The organism is Dactylococcopsis salina PCC 8305 (genome assembly GCF_000317615.1).
Lineage (GTDB): Bacteria > Cyanobacteriota > Cyanobacteriia > Cyanobacteriales > Rubidibacteraceae > Halothece > Halothece salina.
The window spans coordinates 2,609,589-2,623,256 of sequence record NC_019780.1; the positions used below are offsets into that span (position 1 = coordinate 2,609,589).

The 13,668-nt window shown below is 43.2% G+C and carries 9 protein-coding genes; 7 read left to right on the plus strand and 2 right to left on the minus strand.

Annotated elements, in window-relative coordinates; genetic code table 11:
- Nucleotides 1-81 precede the first annotated feature (81 nt).
- Nucleotides 82-1,539, minus strand: coding sequence for a DNA phosphorothioation system restriction enzyme (locus tag DACSA_RS12800; protein ID WP_015230159.1), 1,458 nt, complete (start codon nucleotides 1,537-1,539; stop codon nucleotides 82-84).
- Nucleotides 1,540-1,676: 137 nt separating this feature from the next.
- Between DACSA_RS12800 and DACSA_RS12805 the strand changes: the two genes are divergently transcribed.
- The 7 genes from DACSA_RS12805 (at nucleotide 1,677) to DACSA_RS12835 (ending at nucleotide 12,409) form a co-directional block, all read left to right on the plus strand.
- Nucleotides 1,677-1,865 carry a hypothetical protein gene (locus DACSA_RS12805; RefSeq protein WP_015230160.1) on the plus strand — a complete coding sequence of 63 codons (189 nt, stop codon included), beginning with the start codon at nucleotides 1,677-1,679 and terminating at the stop codon, nucleotides 1,863-1,865.
- Between the two features lie 234 nt (nucleotides 1,866-2,099).
- Complete coding sequence (locus DACSA_RS12810; RefSeq protein WP_015230161.1) at nucleotides 2,100-2,462, plus strand: hypothetical protein; 363 nt, start codon at nucleotides 2,100-2,102, stop codon at nucleotides 2,460-2,462.
- Between the two features lie 331 nt (nucleotides 2,463-2,793).
- The gene (locus DACSA_RS12815; protein WP_015230162.1) at nucleotides 2,794-9,105 is read left to right on the plus strand and encodes a beta strand repeat-containing protein; all 6,312 of its coding nucleotides are present in this window, start codon (nucleotides 2,794-2,796) and stop codon (nucleotides 9,103-9,105) included.
- Nucleotides 9,106-9,246: 141 nt separating this feature from the next.
- The gene (locus DACSA_RS12820; protein WP_015230163.1) at nucleotides 9,247-9,459 is read left to right on the plus strand and encodes a DUF4089 domain-containing protein; all 213 of its coding nucleotides are present in this window, start codon (nucleotides 9,247-9,249) and stop codon (nucleotides 9,457-9,459) included.
- Between the two features lie 30 nt (nucleotides 9,460-9,489).
- Complete coding sequence (locus tag DACSA_RS12825; RefSeq protein WP_015230164.1) at nucleotides 9,490-9,873, plus strand: DUF1499 domain-containing protein; 384 nt, start codon at nucleotides 9,490-9,492, stop codon at nucleotides 9,871-9,873.
- 53 nt (nucleotides 9,874-9,926) lie between these two features.
- Nucleotides 9,927-10,613, plus strand: coding sequence for a Crp/Fnr family transcriptional regulator (locus DACSA_RS12830; protein ID WP_015230165.1), 687 nt, complete (start codon nucleotides 9,927-9,929; stop codon nucleotides 10,611-10,613).
- Nucleotides 10,614-10,624: 11 nt separating this feature from the next.
- On the plus strand, nucleotides 10,625-12,409 hold the full coding sequence (locus DACSA_RS12835; RefSeq protein ID WP_015230166.1) for a M61 family metallopeptidase: 1,785 nt from the start codon (nucleotides 10,625-10,627) through the stop codon (nucleotides 12,407-12,409).
- A gap of 120 nt (nucleotides 12,410-12,529) precedes the next feature.
- Here the strand turns inward: DACSA_RS12835 and DACSA_RS12840 are convergent, their stop codons facing one another.
- Complete coding sequence (locus DACSA_RS12840; protein ID WP_015230167.1) at nucleotides 12,530-13,663, minus strand: CO2 hydration protein; 1,134 nt, start codon at nucleotides 13,661-13,663, stop codon at nucleotides 12,530-12,532.
- Nucleotides 13,664-13,668: the final 5 nt, after the last annotated feature.

The window sequence follows — 13,668 nt, forward strand, 5'->3', positions numbered from 1 at the left end:
GTTCCCCCCGATCATTGGGGGGTTAGGGGGGATTAATCTACAATTCTTATGGGATTGCTATAACAATTCAGATCCGATATGCTAGATGACGGGGAGTTGATACTGTTCTTGTAAAGCCAGTAATTTCTGGGTTGCTGATTCGGCGTTTTTGGCTAATTTTCCAAACTCTAAAAAACGTTTTAATTCTTTTTGTAATAGTTTGCGTTCTACTTCCCAAGTTGCTCGATCGAGCTGCGGTGGAATAACAATTAAATCAAAAATAGTTGCTTCTTTTTTCTTGGGATGAGGTCGTAATACCCTTCCCCGTCGTTGGATAAATTGACGCGGATTCCCTGTACTCGCTAAAATCACGCCATGACAAATAGCAGGAATATCAACCCCTTCATCTAAACAATGAATCGCCACTAAACCTTGTAATTCGCCACTTTCAAACTGTTGACGTAACTTTTCTCTTTCGGGTAATGGTGTTTCGGCGGTGTAACTATTAACCCGAAATCCTAACTCATTTCCTAATAATTGAGTGACGGCGGCAACTTGACGATAAGTTCCGCGATCGGGGCTTTCGATCGCGCCATCTCCACAGTAGAATAAAGTATGGCTGGTATGCAAACGAGACGACATTAATTTAAATAAAGTGGGAAGTTTATTTTCTGCTGTTCCCACTAAGCGCGATCGTTGCATTAGTAAAGCAGTTAAAGTTTCATTGTTTTTCCAATTAGAATTTTCCGCTAATTCCCAACCAATACGTTTCGTTAATTTGGCATAAGCTAAGGCTTCTGATTCCGTTAGTTCCACAAAAATTGGGTAATAATAATAAGGAACTAAAGCCCCCTGCTCGATCGCATCTGCTAAAGTAAATTCAGGCTTTAAAACGCTGCCAAAATAACCAAATATAGCATCAGTTCCTGTTTCATCAAAATATCGTTCTGGTGTCGCCGATAACCCTAACCGTAAGCCAATAGTTTTCGGTAAACTTGCCAACAGACGCGGTGAACCAAAATGATGAACTTCATCTCCGACAATCAAACTTTTTTCGGGAAAATAACTCAGTTGCGATTGTAATCCTTCCGTTATTAAAGTAGCGTTTGTAGTAATTACAGTGACAAAATCGATCGTTCCTCTAGTTAAAAGATAAAGCTGATGGGATAATTTTCCCTGCCATTGTTCCACACTTTCAAAAGCTAAAATCGGTTGTAAATTAAACTTTTCACTTTCTCTTGACCATTGAGTTACTAAATGACGATAAGGACAAACCACCAACAAAACCTGTAAACCTATTTTCTCATATAATTCGATCGCAATCGCAAGAGCCGTGATCGTTTTACCGCTACCAGTTGCCATTTTTAGCACTCCTCGACCACGATGACGAAACCAATTAATAACAGCTTGTTTTTGATAATCTCTTAAAATCAAATCAGAGGGAAAACTAGGAGACGGTGTAGCTTGAAAGTTATAATTTCCTCGAACTTCCCTAACTGTATTGCGGTAGCGGTTCTTATTTTCGTAGTTTCGCGCTAATTCTTCCCAGTCGATGTTCATTGCTACCCCACCTCGAAATATTCCATCATTATATTTTAAGGGGTATAAATTGGCAAATGCGATTTGAGTTCTCCACACTTTGAAAAAGTAGATTTTTGAGGGTATGCTTATGTAGGAGAGATGCGAAAAAAAAACAGATGAAAGATACTAACGTAACCATCAATGATCAAACTTACCATGCTTCCTATGAAGTAAAAGATCAGGTAATCACGGTTTATTTTGAATATGGTAAGGATCGTAAATCCGAAGCGATCGGATCAGCAGACGAAGCGGCGCTGGCTAAGGTTTTACTTGCTGAAATGGTAATGGAGATGTTGAAGAATTAGCTGTATAACAATGTGTTAGGTAATTCGTAAAAACTTATGCACCCAAATCCCCAATATTGGGGGCTTTCATTAATTATTTTTCCTCACTCAAATTGAGAATTTGGGCTTATCCTAAATATAAATTCAGGTTGCTTCCTTATTAAGAAGTAGAATTAATAGAAACGATCGCCCGAAGTGTGAAAAGAATAAAACTTATAATTGAGGAGGAAACAGAAGCTAAGAAAGAAAAAGCAGATGAAAACCTTACTAATAACGACGATCGCGGCGTTTGTAGTAATAGGAAACGCCCCTTCCTTATCAGCAGAAACCCCGTCTCTAATGATTCAGTATCGTAATCGAATCGAACTGAATAAAGCCAAAAATCTCGCCCGTCAAGCAGCAGAAAAAGCCAATGGGGGATTAAGTGAATACCGCGCAGAACCGAAAATGCACAGTCTTTCAACTGAGACAAATCACGAAGAAATTGCTCCTGGGATGTGGAAATTTACCTTCCGAGGAAAGCGCCCCCAAGCGAGTGATTATACGATCGAGAGCGTGGTAATTGTTGACACTAACTCTGATACAGTAACGATCGAATATAATGGCAAAATCCGTTAATGAAAATTAATGAGGTCACTGATCACTGGTCACTGCAATGGGTGGAGGGAAACGAAACCTAACAGCAATTATAAGAATCAATTAATCCTCTTCAAAATATCACAAGGGAAGTCAAACTAATTTGTTATACCATTTTCAAAAAGTCATGCTACGGTATAAGTGAAACTTATTAGTTTAATTGCCAGACGCAGGCAGACCTTTGAAGCGCATTACGGCTGGATCAAAGCCATACTCTTTTCAGATTAGACTTTGACCCAACCGTTACCATTTTCTGCTCTTTTGAGGTCTCCCTTAGTCAAGCGTTTCAAAATAATACTGGAGAAGCCAAGTCGTGAATGATTTAATCGAAGCGTTAATGCTCAATGGGGGGACACTCATCAATGAGTTTGCCCAAAGTAACCTGTTTTTTTCAGGATTAGAAACCGCTTTCGGAACTGATTACGAAATCGAGACCGCGGCAACTTTACAAGCAATGCTCACTGATGGGACGTTTTTAGACGAACTAGGGATGGAAGTGTTGCCCAGTTCGGCATTAAATGGGGCGTTGGGAGCTTATGCCAGTGCAACAAATACGATTTATTTATCCAGTGCGTTAGAGGGTTTTTCCCTAGAAGTTACCACCGCCGTGTTTTTAGAAGAGGTGGGTCATGCTGTTGATGCTTTCCTCAATACCACAGACAGCGCTGGGGATGAAGGGGCAATTTTCTCGGCGTTAGTACGAGGAAAACCTCTCAGCGAAGAAAAATTAGCAGGTTTGCGTCAAGAGGATGACTTCAGCACAATTGTTGTTGATGGGGAAGAAATCATCATTGAGCAAGCGACTCTCACTGTGGATACTGAAACTGATGAAAATGATGGTCTTGAAGCAGGAGATGGAATCAGTTTACGAGATGCGATCGAATCGATCGCGCCTGGGGGAACAATTACCTTTGCTGATGGGATTAACACGATTACCCTCGATGAAGCATTGGGGGAATTAGTCATTGACAAAGGCTTAACCATCGATGGCGACCTCGATGATGATGGCAGCCCTGATGTCACGGTGCAACGAGCAAGTGACGCGACTGCTGAATTCCGCATCTTTAATATTGATGATGGGAATGATGCCAACGTAGTGACTGTTACCCTCGACGGTTTAACCATTAGTGGCGGGACTGTCTCAGGTGATGGCGGGGGAATCTTAAACAATGAAAACCTAACCCTCAGCAACAGCACCGTCAGTGGCAATTCTGCTCTTTTTGGCGGGGGGATTTATAACGGCTACTACTATGCCACAGCCAATGTCACCAACAGCACCGTCAGTGGCAATTTTGCTACTGGTAGTGGCGGGGGGATTTTTAACTACTCTGGCACAGCCAATGTCACCAACAGTACCGTCAGTGGCAATTCTGCAACTAATGATGCCGGGGGGATTTATAGCGGCTTCGATGGCATAGCCAATATCACCAACAGCACCATCAGTGACAATTCTGCAACTAATGGTGGGGGGATTAATAGTGGCTTCAATGGCACAGCCAATATCACCAACAGCACCATCAGTGACAATTTTGCTACTGGTAATGGCGGGGGGATTTATAACAATTTTGCCACAGCCAATGTCACCAACAGCACCGTCAGTGGCAATTCTGCTACTGGTAATGGCGGGGGGATTTATAACGGCAACTATGGCACAGCCAATGTCACCAACAGTACCGTCAGTGGCAATTCTGCTGCAATTAATGGCGGAGGGATTTATAACTATGATGGCACAGCCAATGTCACCAACAGTACTCTCAGTGGCAATTCTGCTAATTCTGGCGGGGGAATTTATAACGGCTACTATAGCACAGCCAATATCACCAACAGTATCGTCGCCAATAGTGTGGGGAACGATCTATCTCGTGACACTGGAACAATCAACGCCAGTTACAGCCTCATTGAGAATAATGCTGACCAAATCAATGGCACTAATAGCAACAATATCACTGGACAAGACCCCCTCCTTGATCCTGCATTACAAGACAATGGCGGTGTCACACAGACGATCGCGCTGTTAGCGGATTCACCCGCAATTGATGCTGGCGATAATAACTCGATTCCTGCTGGTGTTGACTTTGACCAACGGGGAGACGGCTTCGATCGAATTTTCAACGGCACAGTGGATATTGGAGCGTTTGAAGTGCAACTTCCTCCTCCAACGGATTTAATCGTGGACACCATTATAGATGAAGCCGATGGCAGAGTCACCGATGGGGATGTGAGCTTACGAGATGCTCTAGCAGTGATCGTGCCCGGAGGTACAATTACCTTTGCTGATGGGATTAACACCATTACCCTCGATGAAGCATTGGGGGAATTAGTCATTGACAAAGGCTTAACCATCGATGGCGACCTCGATAATGATGGCAGCCCTGATGTCACGGTGCAACGAGCAAGTGAGGCGACTGCTGAATTCCGCATCTTTAATATTGATGATGGGAATGATGCCAACGTAGTGACTGTTACCCTCGATGGCTTAACCGTTACAGGTGGAGTAGCCAGTGGGTCGTCTCCAAATAATCGCGGTGGGGGAATTTTTAATAACCGTGAAGATTTAACCCTCACCAACAGCACCGTCAGTGGCAATTCGGCTGCTGATTCTGGCGGAGGGATTTATAACTACTATGGCACAGCCAATGTCACCAACAGCACCGTCAGTGGTAATTCTTCCTTCCTAGGCGGCGGGGTTGGTAACAATGGGACATCAACGATCAATAACTCTACCCTTAGTGAAAATTCGGCTGATTTCGCCGGCAGCGGGGTTTTTAACTATGGAACATCAACGATAAATAACTCTACCCTTAGTGGCAATTCGGCTGATTTCGGCGGCGGGATTTATAACAATGGGACATCAACGATCAATAACTCTACCCTTAGTGATAATTCGGCTGAATTCGGCGGCGGGGTTAATAACTTTGGAACATCAACGATCAATAACTCTACCCTTAGTGGCAATTCTGCTAATTCTGGCGGGGGGATTTATAACGCTGGCACAGCCAATGTCACCAACAGCACCGTCAGTGGCAATTCTGCTACTAATGGCGGGGGGATTTATAACGGCTACTATGGTACAGCCAATGTCACCAACAGTATCGTCGCCAATAGTGTGGGGGACGATCTCTCTCGTAACGGTGGAACAATCAACGCCAGTTACAGCCTCATTGAGAATAATGCTGACCAAATCAATGGCACTAATAGCAACAATATCACTGGACAAGACCCCCTCCTTGATCCTGCATTACAAGACAATGGCGGTGTCACACAGACGATCGCGCTGTTAGCGGGTTCACCCGCAATTGATGCTGGCGATAATGACTCGATTCCTACTGGTGTTGACTTTGACCAACGAGGAGACGGCTTCGATCGAATTGTCAACGGCACAGTGGATATTGGGGCGTTTGAATCACTTCCGTTTGCATTGGAAGTGGATACTGAAACTGATGAAAATGATGGTCTTGAAGCAGGAGATGGAATCAGTTTACGAGATGCGATCGAATCGATCGCGCCCGGAGGTACAATTACCTTTGCTGATGGGATTAACACGATTACCCTCGATGAAGCATTGGGGGAATTAGTCATTGACAAAGGCTTAACCATCGATGGCGACCTCGATGATGATGGCAGCCCTGATGTCACGGTAGAACGGGCAAGTGACGCGACCGTTGACTTCCGCATCTTTAATATTAATGATGGGAATGATGCCAACGTAGTGACTGTTACCCTCGATGGCTTAACCGTTACAGGTGGAGTAGCCGATGGGTCGGTTCCAAATGATCGCGGTGGGGGAATTTCTAACCGTGAAGATTTAACCCTCACCAACAGCATCGTCAGTGGCAATTCGGCTGCTAATTATGGCGGGGGGATTTATAATGCTGGCACAGCCAATGTCACCAACAGCACCGTCAGTGGTAATTCTTCCTACATAGGCGGCGGGGTTCTTAACTATGGAACATCAACGATCAATAACTCTACCCTTAGTGGTAATTCGGCTGATTTCGGCGGCGGGATTTATAACTATGGGACATCAACGATAACGATCAATAACTCTACCCTTAGTGGTAATTCGGCTGAATTCGGCGGCGGGATTTATAACGGTGGGACATCAACGATAACTAACTCTACCCTTAGTGGCAATTTGGCTGCTGACGGCGGCGGGGTTTATAACAAAGGAACATCAACGATAACTAACTCTACCCTTAGTGGCAATTCGGCTGATGACCCTTCCTTTGGGGGAAATGGCGGCGGGTTTTTTAATGGTTATGGTGGAACATCAACGATCAATAACTCTACCCTTAGTGACAATTACTCTACTTTCGGCGGCGGGATTTATAACGCCTATGCAACCTTAACGATCAATAACTCTACCCTTAGCAGCAATTCGGCGTTCCAAGGTAGCGGGGTTTATAACTATGGGACATCAACGATAAATAACTCTACCCTTAGTGGCAATTCGGCTGATGACGGCGGCGGGATTTATAACAGTGGGACATCAACGATTAATAACTCTACCCTTAGTGGTAATTCGGCTGATGATTACGGCGGCGGAGTTACTAACTATGGAACATTAACGATCGATAACTCTACCCTTAGTGGCAATTCGGCTGCATACGGCGGCGGGATTTATAACAGCTACTACGGTGGGACATCAACGATTAATAACTCTACCCTTAGTGGTAATTCGGCTGATTTAGGCGGCGGGGTTTCTAACTATGGGACATCAACGATCGATAACTCTACCCTTAGTGGCAATTCGGCGGAATACGGCGGCGGGATTTATAACGCTGGCACAGCCAATGTCACCAACAGCACCGTCAGTGGCAATTCGGCTGCATACGGCGGCGGGGTTAATAACAATGGCACAGCCAATGTCACCAACAGTATCGTCGCCAATAGTGTGGGGGACGATCTCTCTCGTGACACTGGAACAATCAACGCCAGTTACAGCCTCATTGAGAATAATGCTGACCAAATCAATGGCACTAATACCAACAATATCACTGGACAAGACCCCCTCCTTGATCCTGCAGGATTACAAGACAATGGCGGCCCCACACAGACGATCGCGCTGGTTGCTAACTCCCCAGCCATAGACGCTGGCGATAACACTTTAATCCCTGCTGGTGTTGACTTTGACCAACGGGGAACAGGCTTCGATCGAATTGTCAACGGCACAGTGGATATTGGGGCGTTTGAATCACTTCCGTTTGCATTGGAAGTGGATACTGAAACTGATGAAAATGATGGTCTTGAAGCAGGAGATGGAATCAGTTTACGAGATGCGATCGAATCGATCGCGCCTGGGGGAACAATTACCTTTGCTGATGGGATTAACACGATTACCCTCGATGAAGCATTGGGGGAATTAGTCATTGACAAAGGCTTAACCATCGATGGCGACCTCGATAATGATGGCAGCCCTGATGTCACGGTGCAACGGGCAAGTGACGCGACCATTGACTTCCGCATCTTTAATATTAATGATGGGAATGATGCCAACGCAGTGACTGTTACCCTCGACGGTTTAACCGTTAGTGGCGAGACTGTTAATAATAGTGGTACGGTTGCAGTTGAAACCGGTCGCTTACAGTTTGATGCTGGTTATACTCAAACCGCTGGTTTAACCCGTGTGGCGGAAGTCGCAACCTTAGGGGGAACTCTCAATATTGAAGGGGGAACGTTACAAGGTAATGGCTTCATTAATGGCAATGTCACAATGGGAGGCACGTTTGCCCCTGGTAATTCGGTGGGTGAAATTGAGGTTCGAGGTGACTACAATCAAACAACGGCAGGGACTTTAGAAATTGAAATTGGGGGCGTTGAGGCGTTCGATCGAGCCTTCATTGACGGAAATGTCTCCTTAGCTGGTCGTTTAGAGGTTAATCTCTTGGATGGGTTTACGCCTAGCTTGGGGGAAACTTACTCGGTTTTAAGTGCGAATAATATCGAAGGGGACTTTAATCGTTTCCGAGGGTTAGAGTTAGACAATGGACTGCTGTTGCAACCAATTTTAGAAAACAATGAGTTGGTGTTGTCAGTGGAAGAAAGTCGTTTTAGTTCCTCTCAAGATTTAGGCTTTGGACAAACGGGAGTGGATGTGATTACGGGTTCAGAGTTAGATAACTTTGAACAAGAAAGTATCATCTTATTTACAGGAGAGGGGAACGATCGCGCTGAATTTGCAACCAGTTCCGCAAACACCCGCAACCGTCTTTATGGTAGCAAGGGGAATGATGAACTACTTGTCGGTAGCCGCGATCGCGCTTTCGGCGTTTTAGGAAATGATATCCTAGACGCAACGCAAGGGAACGGCAATAACCGACTCTATGGCGGAGACGGACAAGATCAGCTATTTGCAGGTAGTGGCGACATCCTTTTCGGTGGTAACGACGCTGACGAATTTTGGGTGGCAAATAATACCCTCCCCGAAACCGCAAACATCATCGGAGACTTTACCCCCGAAACCGATAAAATTGGCTTAGGTAGCGTTAACCTCAGCTTCGATGACTTAACCTTTAGCGACAGTGAAGGCGATGGGGTGATTGCTACTAATAATCAATCGATCGCGATCGTCAAAAACACCGCCGCCAGTCTTCTGGATAACCCCGATCATTTCCTCTTTACCTAATCATTGGCTGTTGGGGGAACAATATTTCCTCCCGACATCAACGAAAGATAGTGATCATTTATTCATTTAGCCTCTACAGGATTCCTGTCCCTGTAGGGGTTAAAATATTGTGGTAACTACAAGATAGGGAATGATAAATTTATGATGAGTGATTCGAGTTCCCAAAACTCACCAGAATCTGAGGTGACAAGCGCTTACGTTGAACAAACCGAAGCATTGTTAGGCTTAAATGTTCCTGATGAATACCAAGACAACGTGATTGAAAACTTTAATCAACTCAGCGCGATCGCGCAAAAAGTGATGGAATTTCCCCTTCCCTCTCATATCGAAATTGCTCCCGTATTTAAACCTTAATTTGATTGATCAAGAAGACTAAAAAACATTATGTTTGCAGGAAAACGACCCACCAACTTAGGAATAAATTCAGGAAAACTTGCTCCTTGTCCAGATACTCCCAACTGTGTTTCTAGTCAAAGTGATGACTCCGAACATAGTATTAAACCCCTCCCTTTTGTGGCAATTGCTGAGATTAAAAAAGTCGTAGAAAATATGGAACGGACAACCATTATTGAAGAAAATGAAAACTATCTTTATGCTGAATTTAAAAGTAAATTAATGGGTTTTGTAGATGATGTGGAATTTCACAAAGATGATATTAATCAAGTCGTTAATGTTCGCTCGGCATCTCGTTTAGGAAAATCCGACTTAGGAGTCAACAGAAAACGAGTCGAAGCAATTCGTGAAAAATTAGAAGCGATCGAAAATTAAATTTTAACCCATCTTAGTTTGTGATTCCTTCAAAGTCACCCGAACAATTTTTAATGGAGAGTACAGTCGTTAGTGAAAATTTCCCCTTACTCAATGCTGCTGAAACCGAAACCCTAGACTGGTTATTATCAGTAGCAATTGAGCAAGACTTCCAACCAGAAGAGAAGATTCTTGATGATCAATCTTGGGGAAATGCCGTTTATTTCATCGTCTCAGGTTGGGTAAAATCAAGGCGCTGGTATAATGAAAACCCAACCACATTATCTATTCGAGGAAGAGGAGATTTTTTTGGCGAAACCGCCATTTTAGACGAGCCTCCTCGTGCCACAGAAATTATAACGCTTAGTGAAACTAAAGTGATTAGTATTTCCGCTCAACGCTTTATCCAAACCCTTTTTCAAGACTCACAACTCCATCACAAACTCCTACAAATTACAGTGCGTCGTGTGCGACAAATGGATATGCGGTTACAACTCCGTCATCATCCTCCTGTGGTAAAACTCGCTTCTACTTTAATTAATTTAGCGGAAAACTATGGCAAACCCATAGAAGAAGGAATGGAAATTTTGCTAATTCCTGAAACAGATATAGCAGATATTTCAGATTTAACTTTAGAAGAAACTCAAAAGTATTTAAGTAAGTTTCAAAATAAAGGTTGGTTAGAATTGAATCAAGATGAGAAAACTTTATCAATAACAAATATGCGTCAACTGACTCATCTATCTACAGGAACAATTTAGGAAGAGGTCTGATGACTGAAGCAACAATTACACAGCCCAAAAAAGTCGAAGAAACACAAGCTAAATTAGCTTATGAAGTCTCTTTTCCCGAACCGCAAACCCACCTATTTCAAGTGAAGTTACAGGTTTTAGGTTGGGAAAACGATACGTTAAAAATCCAGTTCCCCGTCTGGACACCAGGCTCTTATTTAGTGCGAGAATATGCGAGACATATCCAACAATTAACGGCTTATAATTCAGAAGATAATCAACCGCTTTCCCAAGAGAAACAATCTAAAAATACTTGGTTGATTAATAGCGAAACCACGAATAGTATTACAATTGAGTACCAAGTTTATGCGAATGAATTAACCGTGAGAACGAATCATCTTGATGCCACTCATGGTTATTTTAACGGCGCAGCGTTATTTTTTGATGTTCCCGACTTAGAAAATTCTCCCATTGAAGTTAAAATTGTTCCCCCTGCTGCTCATTGGAAAGTTACCACATCTCTGCCATCAGTAGAAGGAAAAATTAACACTTATTTAGCCGCTGATTTTGATACCTTAGTTGATAGTCCTTTTGAAATTGGAACCCATCAAGTTTATGATTTTCAGGTTTTAGATAAACCTCATCAACTGGCAATTTGGGGACAAGGAAATGCCAACCCCGAACCAATTATTCAAGACATCAAAAAAATTGTGGTGACAGAAGCAAAAATTTATAAGGAACTCCCTTATGATCACTACATCTTTTTATTACATCAAGCGGGGAGCGGTTTCGGTGGTTTAGAACATAAAAATTGCTGTTCCTTGATTTACCCTCGATTTGGTTTTCGGGCTACTGATAAATATAATCGTTTTATGCAGTTAGTCGCTCACGAATTTTTTCATTTGTGGAATATTAAACGCATTCGTCCGAAAGCATTGGAAGCGTTTGATTATAGTCAAGAAAATTATACAACAGCGCTGTGGTTTGCGGAGGGAACAACCAGTTATTATGATGCCTTGATTCCGATGCGAGCAGGGATTTATAATGCAAGAACTTGTTTGGATAATTTAGGCAAAGATATCACTCGGTTTTTAAAAACGCCAGGACGAAAAGTGCAGCCGTTAGCTGAGTCGAGTTTTGATGCTTGGATTAAGTTATATCGTCGGGATGGAAATAGCGATAATAACCAGATTTCTTATTATTTGAAAGGAGAATTGGTGTCGTTATTGCTTGACTTGTTAATTCGGAGTCGCCATAATAATCATCGATCGATGGATGATGTGTTACTCGCACTGTGGGAACAGTTTGGTAAGCCCGAAATTGGCTACACTGACGAGCAATTAAAATCGGTTTTAGAATCCGTCGCAGAAAGTGATTTAACCCCGTTTTTAGAAACCTATCTCTACACTACAGAAGAACTTCCTCTAGCGGATTATTTGCAGCGATTTGGCTTACAATTAAGCTCGATCGAGGACGATGATCCAATTCCCGATTTAGGGCTGCGAGTGGCGACAGAAAACGGCGCAACGAAAATTAAATTTGTGGATGCCGACTCTCCCGCGGGTTTAGCTGGAATAGACGCGGGAGACGAATTACTGGCAATGGATGGGATACGAGTGAATGCAGAACAACTGCTCGATCGAAGCAAAGACTATCAACCGGGCGACACCGTTCAACTAACCGTTTTCCACCAAGACGAGTTACTTACTCATACCCTCACCTTTGCCCCACCGCAACCCGATCGCTATCATATCAGCAGTATTGAAGAGCCTTCAGAAGCACAAAAAGAACTGCTGTTTGGATGGTTAGGAGTAACCACCGTTTAGTAGGTTGGGTGACAACCCAACAGCAGAAATGTAGGTTGAGTGATAACCCAACAGCAAAAGTAGTGACAACCCAACAGGGAGCTTATAATCGGTGTTGGGTTTCGCTTCGCTTCACCCAACCTACGTTTGATTTGTCATTTGTAATCGAGTATTTAACATCCGATCCATCCATTGTTCTAGATAACGGCGATTTTCCCGTTTTTTCTCCACATCTGTCGTATCAAATGGATGGGGGGCCAACCCTTTTACCGCCGCCGTTGTTACACAAAACATCGACTTCTGGAAACTCTGACAAATTTTGACTAATAAATCTCCTTCTTCTCGTCCAGACTGTTGATAAAATTCTTGTAAATAATCAGGAAGAAAATGTCTCATATCCTGCATTAATAACGTCGGTGGCACGCCAGATGTTCCCGTCGCCACCACATCCGCATTTAAAGCCCCATAAGCAAACTCTTCTTGTTCGGCAGGAATTTGATAGGCTTGAGCATTGAAAGACACTAAGCCTGGAAAAGGTGTTCCCCGAAAGAAAATCGACTCCACATAGGGAACTGCTGTATCGGGAAGGAAGGTTAAACCTGCAGCCTTTGGGATTAAATCATAGGTTTGACCGCGAATTTCCACTGCGTAGGTAATGGGTGTATTGGCATCATTGACTAATCCTTGTTGGATATGATCAACAACATCAGGAATGGATTTAATTTCGCCTTTTAAGTATCGATCGCTGAGTTCTAAGAAAATTTTACTCATAATTGTCCAGAACTCACCTAAACCTTTATAATACGCCATCTGACGTAAATGTTCGGGCAGAAATTCATTAAAAACCTGATGAAACCCTCGCATTAAAGGATTTAATCGGAACTTTGCTTGAATGACTTTTTCTGCAGCCTCTCGAAACTCAGGAGTATCTAAATAAGAATCTAAGCCACCGCCACCATGCCACATCATCGCTCGCATCGTATATTCAGCATACTCATAGTTAATGCGATCGTGCCACCAATGACGGAATAACTTTTGCAAATTTACCTCGCCATTAAAATACTTAAAGAAATTAAAAAATATCAAAAACTGGTCTTCCGCAACATATTTTAAGTTTTCCGCATAAGCATCTAACACCACACCATAACTCCTTAAAATTCCCACCACCTCAATCAAATTAGTGGGAGAATCGACTAATAGCGCTTCTCCAGCTTCTAAGCGATAGATATCCTCAGCGAGACGATGTTGAGAGGGTTCAAATTGTGTGACGACCATAAATA

What these genes read in the sequence shown, in the direction of transcription:
- DACSA_RS12800 (WP_015230159.1), bottom strand. Translation starts at nt 1,539, where the DNA reads ATGAACATCGACTGGGAAGAATTAGCGCGAAACTACGAAAATAAGAAC.
- DACSA_RS12805 (WP_015230160.1), top strand. Translation starts at nt 1,677, where the DNA reads ATGAAAGATACTAACGTAACCATCAATGATCAAACTTACCATGCTTCC.
- DACSA_RS12810 (WP_015230161.1), top strand. Translation starts at nt 2,100, where the DNA reads ATGAAAACCTTACTAATAACGACGATCGCGGCGTTTGTAGTAATAGGA.
- DACSA_RS12820 (WP_015230163.1), top strand. Translation starts at nt 9,247, where the DNA reads ATGATGAGTGATTCGAGTTCCCAAAACTCACCAGAATCTGAGGTGACA.
- DACSA_RS12825 (WP_015230164.1), top strand. Translation starts at nt 9,490, where the DNA reads ATGTTTGCAGGAAAACGACCCACCAACTTAGGAATAAATTCAGGAAAA.
- DACSA_RS12830 (WP_015230165.1), top strand. Translation starts at nt 9,927, where the DNA reads ATGGAGAGTACAGTCGTTAGTGAAAATTTCCCCTTACTCAATGCTGCT.
- DACSA_RS12835 (WP_015230166.1), top strand. Translation starts at nt 10,625, where the DNA reads ATGACTGAAGCAACAATTACACAGCCCAAAAAAGTCGAAGAAACACAA.
- DACSA_RS12840 (WP_015230167.1), bottom strand. Translation starts at nt 13,663, where the DNA reads ATGGTCGTCACACAATTTGAACCCTCTCAACATCGTCTCGCTGAGGAT.